Raw genomic sequence first — 21,101 nt, 5'->3', positions numbered from 1 at the left:
CGGCCCTCCGTTGGTGAGCTGATCGTCGACCACCGGAGGCGAGGGCGAGCTGCTCGAGGCCGGCGACGCCGGACCGGCGACCGCCACCGGCGGTGTCGACGACCACCGCGTCAGTTGCCACCGGCGAACTGGCGTTCCCAGTCGTCGATCCAACCATCGAGCGAGCCTTGCAGTTCCGCATACGTGAAGGTAACCGGTTCGGGCGGTTCGTGGGCGAGCTCGGCGTAGTCGTCGGGCAGCTCCGCCGTCTCGGTCGCGGGGAACTGGACGTTCCGCTGAGCGATCTCCCCTTGGATCTCCGGGCGGAGCACGAACGACATAAACTCCCGGGCGAGCTCGGGATCGGCCGCGTCGGCGAAGGTGGCCATCCCCTCCGGGTTCGCGTAGCCCTGGTCGTTGAGAAACCGTATCTGGTGTTTCTCGAGGTCGGCACCGCTCTCGGCGGCGAAGACCTGGTCCGTGGAGTAGGAGACGACCATCGGCGCCTCGCCGGCGGACCACGCGTCGTAGGCGTCACTCCACGTGCCGAGCACGCGGACGTCGTTGTCCTGTAACTCGCTCCAGAAGTCGAGGTAGTCGTACTCGCCGTCCGCGCCGAACTCGTGGATCGTGTGCAACAGAAACGCTCGCCCGGTGTCGCTGCCGGGCGTCTGGGCGATCAGGTCCCCTCGGTGATCCGCCTCGAGCAGCCCCTCGAAGGTCGCCGGGGCCTCGGTCGCGGTGCCGTCGTACACGAGGCTGATGTAGCCCGTGTCGTAGGGGACCGCCCGGTCGTTCGGGTCGAAATCGAGCCCGGGTTTGACGTCGTCGCGTCCCTCGACGTCGCCCGCCTGGGCGAACAGCGTTCCTTCGGCGTTCTCGTCGATGTGGACCATGTCGTCCGGGTTGAGGCCGAGGTATAGATCAGCCTCCACGTCGACACCGGCGTTGTGGCGCTCGATGTAGTAGTTGAGCCCGTTGGGCGGCGTCTGCCAGACGAGCTCCGCGCCCGTCTCCGCCTCGAAGGCGTCCTTGAGCCAGGCGCCGGGACTCGTCGAGGGCGCGTCGATGAACGCGCCGTAGGTCCCGACAACGAGGGTCCGATCGTCGGCGTCGCCGTCGCCGCTTCCGGAGGAGGTCGCGGTGCCGTCGGGAGTCCCATCACCGTTCCCGTCGCCGTTTCCGTTTCCGGTCTCCTCGGCCGGCCCCTCGAAGGAGGCACATCCCGCGATCCCCACGGCGGCGGCCGTTCCGGCAGCCGACAAAAACGATCGACGGCTCGCGCGGTCTCTATCCATTACCCGGTTGTTTTCCCGAGTGGTACTTAAACGGAGCGTTTCGGCGGATCTCGGCGAGGACCCACGGATCGGCGTGACCGGTACGAATATGTCGGTCACGGCTCAATACGGGACCGATGGTGGGGACACGCTCAGGGGTACTGACGGGGTCGGGAACGGGACGCGAATCGAAGCCGGAGACCACGACGAGCAGGCGCCGGCTGCTTGCCGCAACGGGCGTCGCCACGACGATCGGACTCGCCGGCTGTCTCGGCGGCCGTGAGGGCGAGGTGCCGGCGCCGACCGTGACCGACGACCGGATCGAGGAGGACTGGCGGCTCGTCGACGAGACGAGCGGGACGATCCTCGAGACCGAGGTGGGGCCGGTTACGGTCCGGGCGCTCGAACACACGACGATCCACGAACACGTGGGGATGGCGGAGGCGATCGCGGAGACGTTCGAGGCGGACGGATCGCCGACGGTCTTCTTCGCGACGCGGGTCGACCTCCGGCCGGGCGTCGATCGCCTCCCGCTCGGCATCGGCCAGGATCGCGTGATGAGCCAGGTTCGGACCGCGGCGAACGACGCGTTCCGCTCGCAGCTCCGTGACGCCGGGCTCGAGGACGTCGAACGAACCGGCGAGTCGACGATCGAGGTTGAGACCGGCCACGAAGCCACACAGTACACCTACCGGGGATCGTTCCCCCTCTCGACCGAAATCGAAGCGTCCGGCGGAACGACTCAGCCGGTGTCCGGCGCAGTCGAGATGGAGGGCCACGTTGCGGTCTGGCACGACGGAACCGACGTCCTGCTCGCGGGCGGCGCGTATCCGGTCGAGCGGATCACGACCGCGATGAACGAGGCGCTGCCCGAACGCGCACCGGACGCCGGGACGCTCGTCGAGAACGAGACGCTGGCGGCCGACCCGACCGTCTTCGAGGAGGACGTCGGGACGCTCATCGTCGCGGTCGAGTGACGAGCCGGGCCGGCGGATCGACCGGGTGACGCGACCCAGGTCGGCGATCGGCCGGGTAACGCGACCCAGGTCGGCGATCGGCCGACCGATCGCTCTTATATGCCCCCGTCACACAGACACACACGATGGTGAAGCGACGGTACGTGCTCGGCGCGCTGCTCGTGATCGCGGCGGTCGTCGCCGCGGTGTTGCTCTGGGAGGTCGCCGGGACCGTCTTCTTCGCGATCACCGTCGCGTACGTGCTCTCGCCGGTTCGACGATCGCTCCGGAACCGCGGCGCGTCACGGCGGATCTCCTCGGTCGGTGCGACCATCGTCGGCTTTCTCGGAACGGTCTCCATTCTGGCGCCGCTCGGGATCGTGCTGTTCCTCCGGCTGGACGCCGTGATCGACTACCTCAACGAGGCTCCGGAGACGATCCCGATCGCCGTCGGACGCTGGTCGACCACGATCGTGACCGCGGACGTGATCGACGCGGCGATCGCTCGACTGGTCGCGGCGGCGACGGCGATCGCGGCCGCGATGCCCGTGTTGCTCATCAAGTTCGCGCTGTTCGTCTTCGTCGTCTACTCGGTGCTGTACTACGAACAGCGAACCCGGAAGGCGATCCTCGCGGTCGTTCCCCCCGCCTACCGCGACCTCGTGGAGGCGCTCCGCCGGCGCGCACAGCGAACGCTCTACGGGATCTACGTCGTGCAGGCGGCCACGGGAATCGGGACGTTCCTGATCGCGATTCCGGTCTTTTTCCTCTTCGGCTATCCCTCGCCGGTGATGCTCGCCGCGGTGGCGGGGATCCTCCAGTTCGTCCCGGTCGTCGGGCCAATACTGCTCATCGCGGCGTTGGCAGCGACCCACGTCATCGCCGGGGATCTGCTGCTCGCGGTCGCGATCCTCGTGATCGGCGGCGGCGTGATCGGGTGGATCCCGGATCTCGCGATCCGAACGCGGCTGGCGGCCGAGACGGCCGAGCTGGCGGCGAGCCTCTATTTCATCGGGTTCGTCGGCGGCGTCCTGACCGCGGGGCCGATCGGGGTGATCGCCGGACCGCTCGCGGTCGCGACCGTCTCCGAGGTCGCCACACAGCTCTCCGAGGAGTTCAACCGGCTGCCGGTGAGCGAACGGCGGTGAGCGCGAGGACGAGCGGCGGCAAACACCGCGGCGACCGCGTTGACCGCGATGTCGGTCGCGGGCGATGAACCGACGGGTATTCCCACGCGCGCGAGCAATGAGGGGCTGAATGAGCAAGGACTACATCGAGGTCCGGGGCGCCGAGGAACACAACCTCACGGACCTCGACGTCCGGATCCCGCGCGAGCAGTTCACGGTCGTGACGGGGCTGTCGGGGTCGGGGAAGTCGTCGCTGGCGTTCGAGACGATCTACGCGGAGGGACAGCGCCGCTACATCGAGTCGCTGTCGGCGTACGCGCGCAACTTCCTCGGCCAGATGGACAAGCCGCAGGTCGAGAGCGTCGAGGGGCTCTCGCCGGCCATCTCGATCGACCAGAAGAACGCCGCCAACAACCCGCGGTCGACGGTCGGAACCGTCACGGAACTGCACGATTACCTCCGACTGCTGTACGCCCGGATCGGAGACCCACACTGTCCGGAGTGCGGCCGCGAAGTGGGCGAACAGTCGGCCCAACAGATGGTCCGGCGGATCCTCTCGCTGCCGGAGGGGACCCGCGCGAAGATCGCCGCACCCGTGGTGCGCGACCAGAAGGGCGCCTTCGAGGACCTGTTCGCGGACCTGCAGTCACGGGGGTACGCCCGCGTCGAGGTCGACGGCGAGCGATACGACCTCTCGTTCGACGATCCCGACCTCGACGAGAACTACGACCACACGATCGACGTGGTCGTCGACCGGATCGAGGCGTCCGAAAGCGAGCGGTCCCGGATCACCGACTCCGTCGAGACGGCCCTCGAGGAGGCCGACGGCGTCCTCAAGCTGATCGTCCCGGATCCGCCGGCGGGAGCGGCCGCGGAACTCGGCGGGTCGACCGCACGATCGACCGGGGACTTGGCCGCGGTCGGGGCGGCGACTGCCGACACTGACGACGCGGGCGACGACGACACGCAGGCGGACGACCGCCTCGTCGTGGAGTTCTCCGAGGCGTTGGCGTGCACCCACTGCAACATCGACTTCTCGGAGATCGAGACCCGGTCGTTCTCCTTCAACTCCCCGCACGGCGCCTGTCCCGAGTGTGAGGGGATCGGCTCGACGAAGGAGGTCGACGAGGGCCTCGTCGTACAGGACCCCTCGAAGCCGATCACGGACGTCTTCGAGGCCTGGTCGTACGGCCGGTCGTACTACCGGACCCGGATCGACTCCGTGGCGGCGCACTTCGGCGTCTCCGTCGAGACGCCCTTCGAGGACCTCGATCCGGACGTCCGCGAGCAGTTCCTCTACGGCACCGACGAGCAGGTCGTCTTCGAGCGGCAGACGAAGAACGGGACCCGGCGCAAGGAGAAGCGGTTCGAGGGCGTGATCCCGAACCTCCAGCGCCGCCACGTCGAGACGGAGTCGCAGTCGACCCGCGAGCACATCGAGGAGTACATGGCCGTGACGACCTGTCCGGCCTGCGAGGGGACCCGCCTGAAGCCGCAGTCGCGGTCGGTGCTCGTCGACGGAACGCCGATCACCGCGGTCAATCAGCTGTCGATCGGGGAGGCACACGCGCACTTCGAGGGGATGGAGGAGACGCTCTCGGAACGCGACCGGACGATCGCCGAGGAGATCCTCAAGGAGATCCGCGCCCGGCTCGGGTTCATGGAGGAGGTTGGTCTCGAGTACCTCACGCTCGACCGGGAAGCGTCGACGCTCTCGGGCGGCGAGAGCCAGCGGATCCGGCTCGCGACGCAGGTCGGCTCCGGACTCGTCGGCGTGCTCTACGTGCTCGACGAGCCCTCGATCGGGCTCCATCAGCGCGACAACGACCGGCTGTTGAACACGCTTGAGGGGCTTCGCGACCTCGGAAACACCCTGATCGTCGTCGAGCACGACGAGGAGACGATGCGACGTGCGGACTCGATCATCGACATGGGACCCGGCCCCGGAAAGCGCGGCGGCGAGATCGTCGCGCAGGGCGACTTCGAGGACGTCTGTGAGGCGCCGAAGTCGGTCACCGGGGACTACCTGTCGGGACGCAAGTCGATTCCGGTCCCCGAGGACCGCCGCGAGCGCGACGACGACCTCGTCATCCGCGGCGCGCGCCAGCACAACCTCGCCGACCTCGACGTGTCCGTCCCGCTGGGCGTCTTCACCGCGATCACGGGCGTCTCCGGGTCGGGCAAGTCGACGCTGATGCACGACGTCCTTTATAAAGGATTGGCCAGGGAGATGAACGACAACACCTCGGTCGACCCCGGCGACCACGACGCCATCGAGGGGATCGACGCGGTCGAGACCGTCCGGCTGATCGACCAGTCGCCGATCGGCCGGACGCCGCGGTCGAACCCGGCGACGTACACGAACGTCTTCGACGGGATCCGCGAGCTGTTCGCCGAGACGAAGCTGGCGAAGCGGCGCGGCTACGAGAAGGGTCGGTTCTCCTTCAACGTCAAGGGCGGCCGGTGTGAGGAGTGTGGCGGCCAGGGAACCGTCACGATCGAGATGAACTTCCTCTCGGACGTGCACGTCCCCTGCGAGGAGTGCGGCGGCGACCGCTACAACGACGAGACCCTCGAGGTGACGTATAAGGGGAAGACGATCGCCGACGTCCTCGGGATGAGCGTCGAGGAGGCCCACGAGTTCTTCGAGAGCCACGAGGGGATCCGCCGCCGGCTGAAGCTCCTGCTGGACGTCGGGCTCGGGTACATGCGGCTGGGACAGCCCTCGACCACGCTCTCGGGCGGGGAGGCCCAGCGGGTCAAGCTCGCCGAGGAGCTCGGCAAGCGGGACTCCGGCGACACGCTCTATCTCCTCGACGAGCCCACGACCGGCCTGCACAAGGAGGACGAACGCAAGCTGATCGAGGTCCTCCATCGGCTCGTCGACAACGGGAACAGCGTCGTCGTCATCGAGCACGAGCTCGACCTCGTGAAGAACGCCGACCACGTGATCGACCTCGGTCCGGAGGGCGGCGACGGCGGCGGCGAGCTGGTTGCCGCGGGCACCCCCGAGGAGGTGGCCCGCGAGGAGAACTCACACACCGGCCGCTACCTCCGGGACCTGCTCCCGGCGATCGACGCGAAGGGGCCGCGAAGCGACCGACGGAAGCCGGCGACGGCGGCGACCGGCGACGACTGACCGGAACGCGTCAGTCGCCCAAAACCACGGTCTCGATCCCCTCGAGACCGGCGAAGTCGGGGTTACCGAAGTAGAGCACGCACATTCGTCGTGAAGGGATGCCGTGGCGAGATGGATCGCGTCGGCATACGAGAGCTCACGATCGTCCGAACCGTTTTCCCGACTCGCGCTCGCGATCACCCATGAATGCCGACGCTGATCCGGACGTGATCGATCGGCTCGCCGAGCGAGCCCCGCTCCTCGAGCGGTGTGCGGAACGATTTGCGGAGCGGCACCCCTTTTCCGACCGGGTCGTCGGCGTCTCGGCACCGCTGACGCCGCACACCGGTCGGTTCCTCGAGGTGCTCGCGACCGGCGACGCGACCGTGCTCGTCGCCGGAGAGGCAGGGTCGACGCACGCCGACGTCGTGGCCGCGCTCCGTCGGCGTCCCGGGATCACGCCGCTCACCGCGTCGGGAGACGGGGAGGCGACGCTCGAGACGGCACGCGAGGAGGTGATCGCCGCGGAGCCGGACCTGATCGCCGACGACGGCGCGAATCTCCTCGTGCCGCTGTGTCGTGACTTCCCGGACGTCGCCGCGGACGTGTCCGGTGCCTGCGAGCAGACGACCGGGGGTATCACCCGACTGCGGCGGCTCGGCCGGTCGGACGCCGGAAACGGGCCGGTGCCGATCCCGTTCCCGGTCTACGACGTCAACGGGACGCCGATGAAGCGGCGGTTCGACAACGTCCACGGGACCGCGGAGAGCTCGATCGCGGCGATCGCGAGCCTGACGAACGCGATGATCGCCGGCTCCACGGCGGCCGTGATCGGATACGGACACTGCGGACGCGGGATCGCCCGCAAGCTTCGGTCGCTCGGCGCGCGGACGACGGTCGCGGAGATCGACCCGCGAAAGGCCCTCGAAGCGCTCGCCGACGGCCACGACGTACGACCGGCGACCGAGGCCGTCGCGGACGCCGCGTTCGTGATCGCCGCGACCGGGCGGACGGACGTGATCGGCCGCGAGCAGCTGGCCGCGATCGATGACGGCGCGATCCTCGCCTCGATCGGCTCCGAGACCGAGATCGACCGCGACGCGCTGGCGGAGGTGGCGGTCGACCGGACGCGGATCGAGCCGGGCGTCGAGCGGATCGCGTTCGCCGACGGACGGACGATCCGGCTGCTCACGGAGGGGCGCGTGGTGAACCTCTCGGCGCCGAGCGGCGCCGGCAATCCGGTCGACGTGATGGACGCGACCTTCGCGTTGATGGCGCGGGGGCTCGAGGCGATCGTCGACGGCGAACCGACCGGGACCGGGGTCGAACCGCTTCCCGAAGCGATCGATCGGGCGGTCGCCCGCGAGAAACTGGCGGCGATGAACGTGGCGGTTGACGACGAATAAACTACCCCACCCTACTCCCTCGGCGCTACGCGCCTCGGTCCTTGAGGGTGGGGCTTTGATGTGGACTCCCGGCAGTCAGTCGCCAGCAACAGGCCGGTGACTCCTGCCGTTCAACGTCCCACCAGTTATACGCAGGTCTACTTCTGCGTCTCCGCTCCCCGACTTGGGCGAGGACCGGAGTCTGTGTGTCCGCGTCCGGGCGTACCGTAGCCCAATATTCTTCGCGCCGTTATAGTCCGCGTTCACCTCGTACCCGCACTTCTGGCACTGAAGCCGCGACGGGGCCGGCTACTCGCCGGTGCTGACGTCGAACCGGTCCGAGGCCTCGAGGACCCGCGCCGGGGGTGCAAGGTTCCGTCGCCCGCCGAGAGTGATCACGTAGAGCACGCCGACGCCGACCCAGTAGGCCGCAAGCAACGGAACGGTCACGAGGATCATCGTCACGATGTCGGCGGGGGTGAGCACGGCCGCGAACGTCATCGCGGCGATCGTCGCCTCGCGCCAGCGGTTCCGAAAGGCATCGTAGGGAATGCCCACGGCGTTCAACAGCACCATCAGGATCGGCACGTCAGCGAGCACGCCGATCCCGAGGGTCGTGAAGATGATGAGCCAGAAGAAGTCGTTGATCCGGTAGGTGATCACCATCTCCGCGCCGAGCGCGTCGGCGACGAGATACGAGATGAGCCCGGGCGCAATGACGAGGTAGCCGAGCGCGAATCCGCCGACGAGGCCGCCGGCGAGCGCGCCCGTCCAGACGAAGATGCGTCGCTCGTGGCCGCGAACGAACCCGCGGTCGCGCAGCGCCGGCCACGCGTAGTAGAGGACGAGCGGCAAGACCGCGAGCAGCCCGATCAGCACCGAGAACTTCACCATAAAGACGAGTGCCTCGACCGGGTGAAGCGTGATCACCGAGAACTCGCCGGCGTCGAATCGCTCGGGGAGCCGGTCGAGGAAGTCCGCGCGGACCCCGCCGAGGCCGCCGAGGTAGAGCCAGGTGAACACGGCACCCATCACGGCGACGAACCAGCCGACGAGGCGGAACGACCGGGATCGAAGCGAGCCGACGATGAACTTCAGGTCGGTGTAGTAACCGCCGATGTCCTCCTCGTCGGTGTCCTCCGCGAAGTCGTCGAGGAAGGTCGTGCTGGCTCTGGAGGCGCGGTCGGTGATCCCGCCGAGCATCCCGTCGTCATCCTGGTCCGCGGGCTCGGCGCTCGCGTCGGCGCCGGCTCCGGACGCAACCGTGTCCTCATCCGCCGTCGAATCAGCCGCCGAACCGCCAACTTCCGAGTCACCGTCCGAATCAGCCGTTTCCGAGTCGGCCGACTCCTCGTCCGGGTCGGCGGTCGCCTCGTCGAACCGGTCGAGGATCGCCTGCGCCGTTTCGGAGTCGTCGTCCTCCATCGCGTCGCTCGCGAGCGCGAGCGCCTCCTCCTCCGAGAGGGCGGCGAAGGCCGCCTCGGGGGCGGCCCGGATACCGCCGGCGTCGAGTTCCCCGAGGTCGATCGCGGTGGGGTCGCCGTGCCGGCCGTCCCCGCCCGCGGCGAGGGATCCGGAACCTCCGGTCGCGTCGGCGTCGAGGTCGCGGTAGACGGCCGCGAGGACGGCGAGGACGACGAACAGAATGGCGACGCAGGTCGCGTAGACGGCGATCGCGGTGGCGGCGTCGGTCCCCCATCCCGCACCCGGCGGCGCGACCCGTCGTGAGCTGCCGGCCCAGGTCAACAGCGCGTTCGTCGCCTCGCGACCGCCGTAGGTGTAGTAGGCGTAGACGATCCCGCCGCCGAGCACGCCCGCGCCGCCGACGAGGTTCCAGTGGCGGCGGGTCGAGGCGAAGGGGTCGATCCGGTCGGAGGAGCGCTTGGCCGTGACGACGACCTTGGCGAGATAGAGGCTGAACCCGTACAGCGTCGTGAGCGGGATCGCCCACATGATCTGGGTGAACGGGTCCGGCGGCGAGAACATCGCGCCGAAGAAGAAGATCCCGACGACGGCGTGGCGCCACTTGTCACGGAACGTCTCGTAGGGAACGATTTCGGCGTAGGAGAGCCCGGTGATCACGAGCGGCATCTGGCCGGCGAGGCCGAAGGAGATGGAGAGGAAGACGATGAACTCGGTCCACATCACGATCGAGTAGCTCGGGTTGAAGCCCGCCTCGAGCCCGAAAGCGGCGAGGAACGAGAACATCACCGGGAAGAAGACGAAGACGCCGTAGGAGACGCCGGCGACGAAAAGCGCCGCCGCGAGCAGTCCGATCGACGCGATCTTCCACCGCGGGATCGGGGACTGGGGCCACATCCCGCGGCGGCGGAGTCCGTCGCGGGCGTAATAGATCAGCGCCGGGAGCGCGAACACCGCGCCGACGACCAGGCCGATCTTCGCCTGCAGCAGGATGACCTCGAAGGGCGTCTGGGCGATGATCTCGAGCTCGGCCTCGACGTCGACGGGCATGTTCGCGACCGTGATCCCCTTGAGCCAGTCCCAGATGTAGATGCGAAGGGCGTAGAACGTCGCGAGGAACCCGATGAGGAAGACGACGAACACCTTCTGGAGGTCCTTCTGGATCGACCGAAGGACCACCTTCGTGGACTCCCACCCGTCGGTGAGCGTCTCCTGGGTGTCCTCGTCAAGGGCACTCGCCATACGGTGGCGAAAGCGCGTCCCGGTTATCAACCTTTTCGAAGCGAATCGAGCCGGGAGCGGCCGATCGCGTGAGCGGCGAACGACGCGGCCATCCAAAAAGGCCTATAATAGCCCGGGGGCGAACAACCAACGAATGGGTGAGGATCCGCCCCGCGAGGAGTCGTCGAACGACGACCGGTCGGCGAACGGGGACGGCCCGCAGCCGGATGGGGACGACCCGTCCGGAGCCGAGGCCGACCCCGCCCCGGAGAGCGACGGATCCGATCGGACGGACGAGAACCGCGCTGGGGAGCACGATCCCGACGACCCCGAAGGCGACAGCCCCGACGACCCCGAAGGCGACAGCCCCGAAGGCGACAGCCCCGACAGCGATGGCGGTAACGAGGATGGAGACGGCGGCCGCGATGGAGACGATGGCGATGGGGGAGACGGCGGCGACGATGACGACGGCAGCGATGAAGGCGCCATCAGCGATGAAGGCTCCATCGACGAACGCGAGGGAACCGACGACGAAGACGAGAGCGACGGCGACGACGAAGACGAGAGCGACGGCGACGACGTGACCACGGCTGACGACACGGAGGCGAGCGCTGCGGACACGACGCGCGACGAGGACGACGCAGATACCGGAAGCGAAGACGACGAGGAGACGGAGTCCGAGGGCGAGACCGGCGACGAACCCGAAACCGACGCCGCGACCGATGCCGGCACGGGCATCGAGGCGCCGGAGACGGACGAGGAGATGCCGCTGGCCGACCACATCGAGGAGATGATGCGGCGGCTGGGGATCGTCTTCCTCGTCGGCGGGTTGGCGCTGCTCGTCGCGTTTCCGTCCGCCAGCGAGCTGATAAACTACTTCTGGTCGTATCACATTCCGGAGCCGAACGTGAACCGGCCGCGGCTCTACGGGCCGCTCGAGCTCGTCCTGACGCGGATCAAGGTCGCCGGGCTGGCAGGCGTTTTCTTCGGTCTGCCGGTGTTCGTCTACCAGACCTACCGATTCATGCGCCCGGGACTGTACCGCAAGGAGCGACGATACTACCTGGCGGCCGTTCCGACGAGTCTGATCCTCGGCGGGATCGGGATCCTCTTCGCGCACTTCCTCGTGCTGCCGGCGATCTTCAGCTACTTCACGACCTACACCTCCGACGCCGCGACGATCGCCTTCGGGCTCAAGGAGACGTTCAACCTCATCGTGGTGATGATGTCGTTCATGGCGATCGTCTTCCAGATCCCGCTGTTCATCATGCTCGCGATCATGATGAACCTCGTCACCCGGCAGTGGCTCGAGGACAAGCGGCTGATCTTCTGGGGCACCTTCCTGGGGATCGCCTTCCTGTTCAGTCCCGATCCGACCGGGATGGCGCCAATCATCGTCACGCTCACGATGATCGCCCTGTACGAGGGGACGCTCGCGCTCCTGCGGTGGACCGGTAACTGACCCCGGTGGACGGTCACAAACCGAAATCGGCGTCGTGCCCCGACCGGCGAGAGGGGAGGGTCAACCGGCGAGAGGGGAGGGTTCTTCAGTGATGGCGACCAAGGCGCGTCGTAATGGCTCAGGCCGGCAACCAGGACCTCACCGAGCGGTTCATCCAGTTCTATCGGAACTACTACCGCGAGGCCGTCGGCGAGTTGGCACAGCGGTATCCCAACGAGCAGCGGTCCCTCTACATCGATTACGACGACCTCTACCAGTTCGACCGCGATCTCGCGGAGGACTTCCGCAGCCAACCCGAACAGCTCCGCGAGTACGCTGAGGAGGCGCTGCGGCTGTACGACCTCCCCGCCGACGTCAGTCTCGGCCGCGCGCACGTTCGGATCGAGAACCTCCCCGACAGCATCGACATCCGCGGCATCCGCGTCCACGACGACCACATCGGAACGCTCGTCTCCGTGCGGGGAATCGTTCGGAAGGCCACCGACGTCCGCCCGAAGATCACCGACGCGGCCTTCGAGTGCCAGCGCTGCGGCACGATGACCTACATCCCGCAAAGCGACGGCGGCTTCCAGGAGCCCCACGAGTGTCAGGGCTGTGAGCGGCAGGGCCCGTTCCGGGTCAACTTCGACCAGTCGGAGTTCATCGACTCCCAGAAGCTCCGGATCCAGGAGTCCCCCGAGGGGCTCCGCGGCGGCGAGACGCCCCAGGCGATCGACGTCAACGTCGTCGACGACATCACGGGCAAGGTGACCCCGGGCGACCACGTCACCGCGGTCGGCGTCCTCCACATCGAGCAGGTCGAACAGGGCAACGAGAAGTCCGCGATCTTCGATCTGTACATGGACGGCGTCTCCATCACGGTCGAGGACGAGCAGTTCGAGGACATGGACATCACGAGCGAGGACGTCGAGGAGATCATCGAGCTCTCGAACGACCCCGAGGTCTACGACCGGATGATCGACTCCATCGCCCCGGCGATCTACGGCTACGAGGAGGAGAAGCTCGCGATGGTCCTCCAGCTGTTCTCCGGCGTCACCAAACACCTCCCCGACGGCTCGCGGATCCGCGGCGACCTACATATGCTTCTCATCGGGGACCCAGGTACAGGAAAGAGCCAGATGATCAGTTATGTAGAGAATATTGCTCCAAGATCAGTTTATACGTCCGGGAAGGGATCATCCGCTGCAGGATTAACCGCTGCAGCTGTAAGAGATGATTTCGGAGACGGTCAACAGTGGTCGCTTGAAGCCGGGGCGCTGGTGCTCGCCGACAAGGGGATCGCGGCGATCGACGAGCTAGATAAAATGAATGCGGAGGACCGCTCGGCCATGCACGAGGGGCTCGAACAGCAGAAGATCTCGATCTCGAAGGCGGGAATCAACGCGACGCTGAAGGCGCGGTGTTCACTGTTGGGAGCGGCCAACCCGAAATACGGTCGGTTCGACCAGTACGAGCCGATCGGCGAACAGATCGACTTAGAGCCCGCGCTCATCTCGCGGTTCGACCTCATCTTTACGGTCACCGACCAGCCGGATCCGGAACACGACAGCCGGCTTGCGCGACACATCCTGAAGACGAACTACGCCGGCGAGTTGAACACCCAGCGCGAGGAGCTGACGACCTCGGAGTTCACGCAGGCGGAGGTGGATGACGTCACCGAGGAGGTGGCGCCGGCGATCGACGCCGACCTCCTCCGGAAGTACATCGCCTACGCCAAGCGGAACTGCTACCCGACGATGACCGAGGAGGCGAAGGGAGTCATCGAGGAGTTCTACGTCGACCTCCGCTCGAAGGGTGCCGACGAGGACGCCCCGGTTCCGGTGACGGCGCGGAAGCTCGAGGCGCTCGTCCGGCTCGCGGAGGCGAGCGCGCGCGTGCGACTCTCGGATACGGTCGATCGGATGGACGCCGACAGGGCGACCGACATCGTCGAGTCGTGTCTGAAGGACATCGGCGTCGACCCCGAGACCGGGCAATTCGACGCGGACGTCGTCGAGACGGGAACCTCCAAGAGCCAGCGTGACCGCATCAAGAACCTGAAGACGCTGATCGCGGACATCGAGGAGGACTACGAGGAGGGAGCGCCCGTCGAGGAGGTGATCGACCGCGCCGACGAGGTCGGGATGGACCCCTCGAAGGCGGAGGACGAGATCGAGAAGCTACGCCGGAAGGGAGAGGTCTACGAGCCGACGCAGAACCACCTCCGAACGACGTAGATGGACCGAATATCAGCCATCAGAAACGTCGAGGACGCACTGCGGCAGTTCGAGAACGGCGAGGCGAGTCTCGCGGAGACGGAACGACGAACCGTCGCCGTCCTGCGGACGTACGCCACGGAGTTCGATGGAGCCGAGGCCGTCTACCGGGCTCGTGGACCGGATCCGATCGACGGAACCGTCGTCGTCGCGCCGTCCGAACCGGCGGCGCGGGAACGGCTGCGTGAACGCGCGGGATACGAACCGGATCCTGACGAGGGGTTCGACGTCGAACGGCTCTGATCCGGCCGGAACGCGTATTCAGCCGGCATCGAACGTTGTACGGCCGATCCTTGGTAAATATTACTATATCAATACACTTAATTTAATGTAATGTATAGAAATATTATGCTGTTGGTGATGACGTATTCGCAGGGAGCGAGGACGACGCTACGGAACGTCTGTCGCTCCCACGAGGAGGTCGTCGTCCGACGATTCGGGCGGGCAGCGGTGTTCGAGGAGACCGCGTACGGGGCGTTCCTGGCGTTGCGACTGCGGGCGGCTCACGACGGTGACGTCCAGGTCGAGCGAACGTCGCCGTTCAACGAGTTCGAGGCAGTCGAAGCGGACGTTCGTGAGGCGGCAGCCGCGTACGCGGCGCGGACGTCGCCCGCGACGCCGTACGCGAAGTTCGCGGCCGGGACCCGTCACCCGGATCCGGAGACGCTCCGGGATCGCTCCCTATGAACGATCGTGTACGAGCGCCACGTTCGGTCCGCGTTCGGATCGGTGACGTCATCCGATCCGGAACGGTGATCGACATCCGCGATCTGGCGCAGTCGAGCGACGACACGTCCGCCTCGCTCACGGACCGGATTCTGAATCGGATCCGTCCCCCGGCGACGGTCGAAGGATGCCCGAGTGCGGCCGGTCCGGCGGGCGACGCGGCCGGTCCGGAGGGCGACGTGGCCGGCCGGTCGACGATGGAGACGCTCCCGGTCGCGGTTCGGTGCGTCCGGCCGACGACGCCGACCGCTCTCGATCGCGTCCCCTCAGGCCGATCGCTCCACGAACTGCTGGCGATCGCGGCCCGTGAACGCGGACATACCGCATCGGTCGACGCACGGCTCGCCCGGCGACGGCGTCGGCTTCACGGGATCGATCCGCCATCGGTTGACGTCGCCGAGGCGCGACGCCGCGTCGCCGATACCGGTGCGGCGATCGACCGGCTGCGTGAACGGGCGGCGGCGATCCGCGGCGAACTGACCGCTCGCCGCGAACTCGGCGAGGAACGGGACGGCGTTCGCGAGAAGCTCGAAGAGACGCTGACGGAGCTCTCGGAGGCGGAAACAACACGCATCGCCGCGACACAGGACCTCGATCGTGCACGGGAGCAGGCACGAAAAGCGCGCGATCGACGGGAACGACGCTTGAAGCTGGCCGACGAGGTGGCGAACCTGGAGCGGAGTGCGCGCCGCGAACTCGTCGAGGCGGTCTATCCGGCCTTCCGTTCGACCCTCGAACGGCTGCCGGTCGCGGTGCACCCGGGGTCGTGGCCGACGGAGCTTCGGGGCTCGTCCGCGATCGCGGAGCTCGCCGCGATCGCGATCGCCGGGCGACGGGCACCGGTCGTACTGGAAGAGGGATCGGACGGGATCGGGGAGACGGATGGGGAAACGGACGGGAGCGAGAGCTGGCTCGGGAGGATGGCTGAAGGAGGAGCGGGCAGGGACGACGGTCTCGATCCCGGCACCCTCACCGCGGCCGGCGGACGACGTGGCTTCCCGATCGTTCGAACGTGACGATCCGAGCAAGGGGATCGACACGGCGGACCCTGGGCCCAACGTCGTCCGTACCTTTAGATGGGAACGCGCGGCAGCCACCGTATGGATCTCAGCTGGAACGTCGAACGGCGCGGCGGCCTGGCGGTCGTGACGTGTGTGCTGTGTAACGACGCGCCCGCGGAGAAACGCGTGCGACTCCGAAACGATCTCGAGGGGCCGGTGGTGCCGCCACGCCGTCGGGGCGTTCCCGAGTCCGGCTGGGACCGCGACGGATACACCTGCCGGGTGAACGGGAACTCGACGGTCGGGTTCGGCTACGTCTGTCCGGCGCTCACGTCAGTCGACCGTCGTCCGATGACGATCGAATCGGTCGAGGACGTCGATGACGAGGACGACGGCACGGCTGCCGGGGGAACCGAAACGGACGATGCCGCAACCGAAAGCGCGGTTGCGAGCGCGATTCGAACCCTGGACGATCACCGCCCGCCGCGGGGAAGCGTGCCGAGCGACGGCAACGGCGGCGGGGGGGAACCAGTCGACGCCGGAGAGAGCGGGAAAGTGCCGACCGAGGAAACACCGACTGGGAAACCACCGACCGAGGACGGGGCGAATGGTATGACATCGATCGACGAGAAGTCGATCAACGGGGAGGCGCCCGCGCGCATCGAGGACCGGATCGACGCGGTGGGCGACGATCTCGACCGGCTCGGGAGACTCACGGACGCCGACCTCGAGACCGCGGCGTCGGTCGTGGCCGAGAGCGGCGACCTGCAGACCCTGGAATCCGACGTCGACCGGCTCGCGGCGGCGATCGACGAGCTTCGAACGCTCCGCGACCGGATCGACGAGGTGATCGAGCGCCACGACCGCCTCGAGACGCCGATCGAGGCTCTCCGGAGGATCGCGTGATCGTCGCGGTAGTCGGGGGAAAGGGCGGCGTCGGCAAGACGACGGTCGCGTACAACCTCGCGGCGGCCTGTGACGGGATCGTCGTGGATGCCGACCTCGGGATGGCCGACCTGCCGGACGGCGACGGCCCCGACCTCCACGACGTGCTCGCCGGGGACGCCGACCCGCGTGGATGTCTCCGACCCGGACCAGTCACTATCCTGCCGTGCGGGCGAACGCTCGCAGGGGCACGAGCGAGTGACCTCACCCGTCTATCCGAGGCGCTCCGGACGGTCGAGCGTTTCCACGGGACGGTCGTCGTCGATTGCCCCGCGGGCCGACGCGCCGACGTCGGCGTCCCGTTGGCGGCTGCCGACCGGTGTCTGCTCGTCGCCTCGCCGCGGTCGTTCGCCCTCCCGGACGCCATCCGAACGCGAGAGCTCGCGCGAGAGCTTCGGACGGGGCTTGCGGCGATCGCGCTCAACCGAACGACCGGATCGCCACCGACCGACCGAGTCGCGGACGTGTTGGGTGCGCCGGCGGATCCGATCCCGGAAGCGTCCGCGATGCGCCGGTCGATCAACACGGAGCGACCGGTTACGGTCGACCGACCCGGCAGCGAGGCGGCACGGGCGGTGGCGGCGATCGCGAACCGGGTGACCGCCGGGACGGGGTGACGGAGCGGACCGCCGGGACGAGGTGACGGAGCGGACCGTCGGGATGGAGTGCCGGTGATCAGCCACGACGGCCCGACGCCTGCGTGCGATGGCAGCCCTTCACAAGGGTTAAGGCAGCGTCGGTCCGTCTATGCACAACGATGCTAGAGGTTTCCGACGTCCGCAAGGAGTTCGGCGGACTCGTCGCCGTCGACGACGTCTCGTTCGAGATCGGCGACGACGAGATCGTCGGCCTGATCGGACCGAACGGGGCCGGAAAGACGACCCTGTTCAACACGATAACCCGCGTGTTGACCCCGGAGGAAGGGAGCTCGATCCGGTTCAACGGACGGGACCTCCTCGAGGTCAAAACCCATGAGGTCGCACAGCTGGGGTTGGTCCGAACCTTCCAGATCGTCCGCGTGTTCAACGAGATGACCGTCCTCGAGAACGCCGTCGCGGGCGCCACGTTCGGCACGACCGAGTCGATCGACCGGGAAACCGCGGAGGCCAGGGCGATGGACTCGCTGGAGTTCCTCGGGCTGGCCGAGGAGGCCGATCTGGAGGCCGGCGCGCTCCCACTTGCACAAAAGAAGCAACTCGAGATGGCGCGCGTGCTCGCTGCGGATCCGAACCTGATCATGCTCGACGAGATCGCCAGCGGACTGACGCCGAAGGAGGTCGCGGAACTGTCCGACAGCATCGAACGGATCCGGGACGAACGTGGAATCTCGGTGTTTTGGATCGAACACATTATGGATGCGATCATGGGAACCGTCGACCGGATACTCGTCCTCCAGAGCGGCGAGCTGATCGCGAACGGAACGCCGGCGGAGATCCGCGACGACGAGGCGGTCGTCGAGGCGTACCTCGGGAGCGCTGTCTGAGATGATCGAGCTATCGAACGTCGACGTCTCCTACGACCGGATGCAGGTCATCTGGGACGTCTCCCTACAGCTGTCCGAGGAGGACACGGTCGTCTCGCTCGTGGGACCGAACGGGGCCGGGAAGTCGACGCTGATGAAGACGATGAGCGGCCTCCATCCCGTCGATTCCGGATCGGTCACGCTGTGGGGCGACGACGTCGAGGATCTCGACCCTGGCGAGATCGTCACTCACGGGTTCGTGCTCGTCTCCGAGGAGCGAAACCTCTTCGGTGAGATGTCCGTCCGTGAGAACCTGGAGATGGGAGCCTACCGGCGTCGGACGAACATCGACGCGAAGATCGAGGAGATGTACGACCGGTTTCCGATCCTCGAGGAACGGTCGGGCCAGCGTGCCGGATCGCTGAGCGGCGGCGAACAGCAGATGCTGGCGATCGCTCGTGGACTGATGGCGGAGCCGAAGATACTCGCGCTTGACGAGCCGAGCGAGGGTCTCGCTCCGCAGATCACGAGCCGCGTCTTCGACATCATCGACGAGATCAGCGACGAGACGACGATCCTTCTGGTCGAACAGCACGTCGATCAGGCGCTGGATCTCGCCGACCGCGCGTACCTCCTCGAGAACGGCCAGATCGTCCACGAGGATACCGGACAGGGAATGCTCGAAAGCGAGCACGTCAAGGACGCCTACCTCTAGCCTGCCGACGGACTTCGGATCGGAGGAAGCGGCCGGAGCGACCGCCCGAACGCGGCACTCGAAACGTGACGGCACTCGGACGTCGGGACCACCGGAGGCGAGCCGCCGATCCCGACGGTCAGGAGTGACCGTCGGTCACGCCGGGTGACGACTCGTCTCGATCGCGAAGCCGATCGACGCCGTTCGAGAGAACCGGCATCAGTCCCCGCCGGAAGTAGAGGAACAGAACGATCAGGAGCGCGCCGAAGACCGCCGTCTCCCACTGGCCGACCGGCGAGAGCAGTTCCTCGATCGTGAACACGGCTGCGGCACCGACGACCGGCCCGAACGTCGTTCGGATGCCGCCGATGATCAACATGATCAGCACCATCACGTCGATGGCCGCGAACCCGTAATCCCCCGGGAGGACGGTTCCCTGGAACTCGGCCATCATGATCCCGGCGAGACCGATGAGCGCCGCCGCGAGGAACCCGGCGACGGTTTTGTACCGGACCACGTCGATCCCGATCGAGGCGGCGGCGAGGTCATCCTCGCGGATCGCCTCGAAGGCGAGGCCGTATTTGCCGGCGATCAGCTTGACGTAGACCAGCTGTGCGAGGACGACGAAGACGATGAGCAGGTACGAGAGGACGGCGAATCGATTCACGCCGAGCGCCGACCCGACGGTATCGAGTCCGAGGCCGACGAAGGAGTAGCCGGTACTCCCGCCGGTGATGCCGCGAAGCCCGACGTATGCCTCGCCAAGGGCAAGCTGCAGGTTCAAGGTGAGGATCGAGATGAGGATCACGCCGAGTTTTCGCTTCGCGGAGACCCAGCTGACGAGGGCGCCGAGCGCGCCGGACGCGGCCATCCCCACGGGGATCATAAGCCAGGGGGAGATCCCGAGGACGTCCTGTGAGAGAACGGCCATCACGTAGGCCGCGCCGCCGGCGAGCGCGCCCATGAACAGGAACAGCTGGTCGGTATGACCGAAGGCGATGTTCAAGCCGATGGCCAGCAGCGTGAAGATGAGGAACTGGTTGTACAGGCGGAGGTACGTGGTGCTCTCGAGGACGAACAGCGGAGCGAGTGCCAACACGATCGCCATCACGCCCGTCCACGAGCGTTCCGTTCGCGGAAGGGGGAGCGACGTCATGCTTCCACCACCGGTCGAACCAGAAGAATGATCACTGCGGTCATAAACAGGATGATGCTTGCGAGGTACGCGCCGATGAAGAAGTTCGCGTACGTCGCGACGACCCCGAGCAGGATCCCCGCTGCGGCCGTTCCTTCGATGCTCCGAATGCCGCCGACGATGGAGACGATGAGCGCGAAGATCGTGAACTGAAAGCCGTCGGTAACCCCGAGGGTCGCGGTCGTGCCATACACGACGCCCGCGATGCCGGCAACCAGGGTGGCGAGAACGAACACGATCGCACGGATCCGGCGCGGATCCACGCCGATCAGCAACGCCCCGACTTCGTCCTGAAAGACGGTTCGGGCTGCCTTGCCGAGGAACGTCCCACGAAGGAACGCGAACAACGCGACCAACACCACCGCGGACACGACGATGACGAGGATCGAGGACCCCGGAATCGTGATGTCGATGACGGTGATCCGCGGCAGCCCGAGCGAGAGCGAGTACCGCGAGGGGAAGAAGTTGGTCAACGTCCCCTCGAGCAGTATCGACAGGCCGAGCGTGACGAAGATCCCCAACAGGATCCGCTCCTCGCCGTCCGAACGGTACACGAGCGAGAGGAGCGTTCGGTCGACGGCGACGCCGAGGATACCGACCACGGCGATGCCGATGAGGAACGCGGGTGCCGATCCGAGACCGACCGAGGTTGACAGATAGTGTGCCATCAGCGTGCCGAAGATCGCGAACATCCCGATGGCGAGGTTGAGCACCTCGCCCAACCCGAATACGAGCGTGATCCCGACGCCGAGCAACGCCAGGAACATCCCGTACGCGATCCCGTCGATCCCGACCGCGATCAAAGTGCTAGTTGCTACCATATACTCCTACGCCTATTGCGATGTGGTGTCATCGTATACCTTACGGATCTAGTCG

17 protein-coding genes and 1 pseudogene are annotated in these 21,101 nt (G+C 67.1%); 13 read left to right on the top strand and 5 right to left on the bottom strand.

Annotated elements, in window-relative coordinates; all coding sequences use genetic code 11:
• Positions 1-110 precede the first annotated feature (110 nt).
• Complete coding sequence (locus tag CPZ00_RS08500; protein WP_096390497.1) at positions 111-1,277, bottom strand: thiamine ABC transporter substrate-binding protein; 1,167 nt, start codon at positions 1,275-1,277, stop codon at positions 111-113.
• A 116-nt stretch (positions 1,278-1,393) separates the two neighbouring features.
• On the opposite strand from CPZ00_RS08500, the gene CPZ00_RS08495 reads away from it, so the two are divergent.
• The 4 genes from CPZ00_RS08495 to CPZ00_RS08480 all read left to right on the top strand — a co-directional run bounded on the left by CPZ00_RS08495 (position 1,394) and on the right by CPZ00_RS08480 (position 7,863).
• A complete protein-coding gene (locus tag CPZ00_RS08495; RefSeq protein ID WP_233255064.1) occupies positions 1,394-2,233 on the top strand; it encodes a hypothetical protein in 840 nt (279 codons plus the stop codon).
• A gap of 125 nt (positions 2,234-2,358) precedes the next feature.
• Positions 2,359-3,360 (top strand): AI-2E family transporter, encoded by a 1,002-nt coding sequence (locus tag CPZ00_RS08490; RefSeq protein ID WP_096390496.1) that lies wholly within the window; start codon positions 2,359-2,361, stop codon positions 3,358-3,360.
• A gap of 109 nt (positions 3,361-3,469) precedes the next feature.
• On the top strand, positions 3,470-6,478 hold the full coding sequence (gene uvrA, locus CPZ00_RS08485) for an excinuclease ABC subunit UvrA (protein WP_096390495.1): 3,009 nt from the start codon (positions 3,470-3,472) through the stop codon (positions 6,476-6,478).
• A gap of 182 nt (positions 6,479-6,660) precedes the next feature.
• Positions 6,661-7,863, top strand: a complete 1,203-nt coding sequence (locus CPZ00_RS08480; RefSeq protein ID WP_157744213.1) for an adenosylhomocysteinase — start codon at positions 6,661-6,663, stop codon at positions 7,861-7,863.
• Positions 7,864-7,938: 75 nt separating this feature from the next.
• On the opposite strand, the pseudogene CPZ00_RS15885 reads toward CPZ00_RS08480, so the two are convergent.
• Positions 7,939-8,133, bottom strand: a pseudogene (locus tag CPZ00_RS15885) (RNA-guided endonuclease InsQ/TnpB family protein); the annotation flags it as partial.
• 18 nt (positions 8,134-8,151) lie between these two features.
• Positions 8,152-10,506: a twin-arginine translocase subunit TatC gene (locus tag CPZ00_RS08470; RefSeq protein WP_096390493.1), complete on the bottom strand. Its 2,355-nt coding sequence runs from the start codon at positions 10,504-10,506 to the stop codon at positions 8,152-8,154.
• Between the two features lie 133 nt (positions 10,507-10,639).
• On the opposite strand from CPZ00_RS08470, the gene CPZ00_RS08465 reads away from it, so the two are divergent.
• The 9 genes from CPZ00_RS08465 to CPZ00_RS08425 all read left to right on the top strand — a co-directional run bounded on the left by CPZ00_RS08465 (position 10,640) and on the right by CPZ00_RS08425 (position 19,051).
• Positions 10,640-11,947 (top strand): twin-arginine translocase subunit TatC, encoded by a 1,308-nt coding sequence (locus CPZ00_RS08465; protein WP_096390492.1) that lies wholly within the window; start codon positions 10,640-10,642, stop codon positions 11,945-11,947.
• Positions 11,948-12,060: 113 nt separating this feature from the next.
• Positions 12,061-14,163, top strand: a complete 2,103-nt coding sequence (locus CPZ00_RS08460) for a minichromosome maintenance protein MCM (protein WP_096390491.1) — start codon at positions 12,061-12,063, stop codon at positions 14,161-14,163.
• Positions 14,164-14,445: a DUF7854 family protein gene (locus tag CPZ00_RS08455; RefSeq protein WP_096390490.1), complete on the top strand. Its 282-nt coding sequence runs from the start codon at positions 14,164-14,166 to the stop codon at positions 14,443-14,445.
• A 105-nt stretch (positions 14,446-14,550) separates the two neighbouring features.
• Positions 14,551-14,889, top strand: a complete 339-nt coding sequence (locus tag CPZ00_RS08450; protein ID WP_096390489.1) for a DUF7855 family protein — start codon at positions 14,551-14,553, stop codon at positions 14,887-14,889.
• The gene (locus CPZ00_RS08445; RefSeq protein WP_096390488.1) at positions 14,886-15,944 is read left to right on the top strand and encodes a DUF7856 family protein; all 1,059 of its coding nucleotides are present in this window, start codon (positions 14,886-14,888) and stop codon (positions 15,942-15,944) included. Before CPZ00_RS08450 ends, CPZ00_RS08445 begins: the two co-directional genes overlap by 4 nt.
• A gap of 84 nt (positions 15,945-16,028) precedes the next feature.
• Positions 16,029-16,835 carry a DUF7857 domain-containing protein gene (locus CPZ00_RS08440; RefSeq protein WP_096390487.1) on the top strand — a complete coding sequence of 269 codons (807 nt, stop codon included), beginning with the start codon at positions 16,029-16,031 and terminating at the stop codon, positions 16,833-16,835.
• On the top strand, positions 16,832-17,491 hold the full coding sequence (locus tag CPZ00_RS08435; protein WP_096390486.1) for a MinD/ParA family ATP-binding protein: 660 nt from the start codon (positions 16,832-16,834) through the stop codon (positions 17,489-17,491). Before CPZ00_RS08440 ends, CPZ00_RS08435 begins: the two co-directional genes overlap by 4 nt.
• Before the next feature lie 140 nt (positions 17,492-17,631).
• On the top strand, positions 17,632-18,357 hold the full coding sequence (locus tag CPZ00_RS08430) for an ABC transporter ATP-binding protein (RefSeq protein ID WP_096390485.1): 726 nt from the start codon (positions 17,632-17,634) through the stop codon (positions 18,355-18,357).
• 1 nt (position 18,358) lies between these two features.
• Positions 18,359-19,051: an ABC transporter ATP-binding protein gene (locus CPZ00_RS08425; RefSeq protein WP_096390484.1), complete on the top strand. Its 693-nt coding sequence runs from the start codon at positions 18,359-18,361 to the stop codon at positions 19,049-19,051.
• A gap of 118 nt (positions 19,052-19,169) precedes the next feature.
• Here the strand turns inward: CPZ00_RS08425 and CPZ00_RS08420 are convergent, their stop codons facing one another.
• Together CPZ00_RS08420 and CPZ00_RS08415 are read right to left on the bottom strand one after the other, a co-directional pair.
• On the bottom strand, positions 19,170-20,186 hold the full coding sequence (locus CPZ00_RS08420) for a branched-chain amino acid ABC transporter permease (protein WP_096390483.1): 1,017 nt from the start codon (positions 20,184-20,186) through the stop codon (positions 19,170-19,172).
• Positions 20,183-21,046, bottom strand: coding sequence for a branched-chain amino acid ABC transporter permease (locus CPZ00_RS08415; RefSeq protein WP_172861802.1), 864 nt, complete (start codon positions 21,044-21,046; stop codon positions 20,183-20,185). The genes CPZ00_RS08420 and CPZ00_RS08415 overlap by 4 nt, the downstream gene beginning before the upstream one ends.
• Positions 21,047-21,101: the final 55 nt, after the last annotated feature.

This window comes from Halopenitus persicus (assembly GCF_002355635.1).
Classification (GTDB): domain Archaea; phylum Halobacteriota; class Halobacteria; order Halobacteriales; family Haloferacaceae; genus Halopenitus; species Halopenitus persicus_A.
This window is presented reverse-complemented; position numbering and strand designations above follow the sequence as displayed.

Excerpts from the sequence above, each read along its gene's own strand:
- CPZ00_RS08430 (WP_096390485.1), top strand. The coding sequence starts at position 17,632 with ATGCTAGAGGTTTCCGACGTCCGCAAGGAGTTCGGCGGACTCGTCGCC.
- CPZ00_RS08415 (WP_172861802.1), bottom strand. The coding sequence starts at position 21,046 with ATGGTAGCAACTAGCACTTTGATCGCGGTCGGGATCGACGGGATCGCG.
- CPZ00_RS08500 (WP_096390497.1), bottom strand. The coding sequence starts at position 1,277 with ATGGATAGAGACCGCGCGAGCCGTCGATCGTTTTTGTCGGCTGCCGGA.
- uvrA (WP_096390495.1), top strand. The coding sequence starts at position 3,470 with ATGAGCAAGGACTACATCGAGGTCCGGGGCGCCGAGGAACACAACCTC.
- CPZ00_RS08455 (WP_096390490.1), top strand. The coding sequence starts at position 14,164 with ATGGACCGAATATCAGCCATCAGAAACGTCGAGGACGCACTGCGGCAG.
- CPZ00_RS08460 (WP_096390491.1), top strand. The coding sequence starts at position 12,061 with ATGGCTCAGGCCGGCAACCAGGACCTCACCGAGCGGTTCATCCAGTTC.
- CPZ00_RS08420 (WP_096390483.1), bottom strand. The coding sequence starts at position 20,186 with ATGACGTCGCTCCCCCTTCCGCGAACGGAACGCTCGTGGACGGGCGTG.
- CPZ00_RS08495 (WP_233255064.1), top strand. The coding sequence starts at position 1,394 with ATGGTGGGGACACGCTCAGGGGTACTGACGGGGTCGGGAACGGGACGC.
- CPZ00_RS08490 (WP_096390496.1), top strand. The coding sequence starts at position 2,359 with ATGGTGAAGCGACGGTACGTGCTCGGCGCGCTGCTCGTGATCGCGGCG.
- CPZ00_RS08450 (WP_096390489.1), top strand. The coding sequence starts at position 14,551 with ATGCTGTTGGTGATGACGTATTCGCAGGGAGCGAGGACGACGCTACGG.
- CPZ00_RS08445 (WP_096390488.1), top strand. The coding sequence starts at position 14,886 with ATGAACGATCGTGTACGAGCGCCACGTTCGGTCCGCGTTCGGATCGGT.
- CPZ00_RS08470 (WP_096390493.1), bottom strand. The coding sequence starts at position 10,506 with ATGGCGAGTGCCCTTGACGAGGACACCCAGGAGACGCTCACCGACGGG.
- CPZ00_RS08480 (WP_157744213.1), top strand. The coding sequence starts at position 6,661 with ATGAATGCCGACGCTGATCCGGACGTGATCGATCGGCTCGCCGAGCGA.
- CPZ00_RS08465 (WP_096390492.1), top strand. The coding sequence starts at position 10,640 with ATGGGTGAGGATCCGCCCCGCGAGGAGTCGTCGAACGACGACCGGTCG.
- CPZ00_RS08440 (WP_096390487.1), top strand. The coding sequence starts at position 16,029 with ATGGATCTCAGCTGGAACGTCGAACGGCGCGGCGGCCTGGCGGTCGTG.
- CPZ00_RS08425 (WP_096390484.1), top strand. The coding sequence starts at position 18,359 with ATGATCGAGCTATCGAACGTCGACGTCTCCTACGACCGGATGCAGGTC.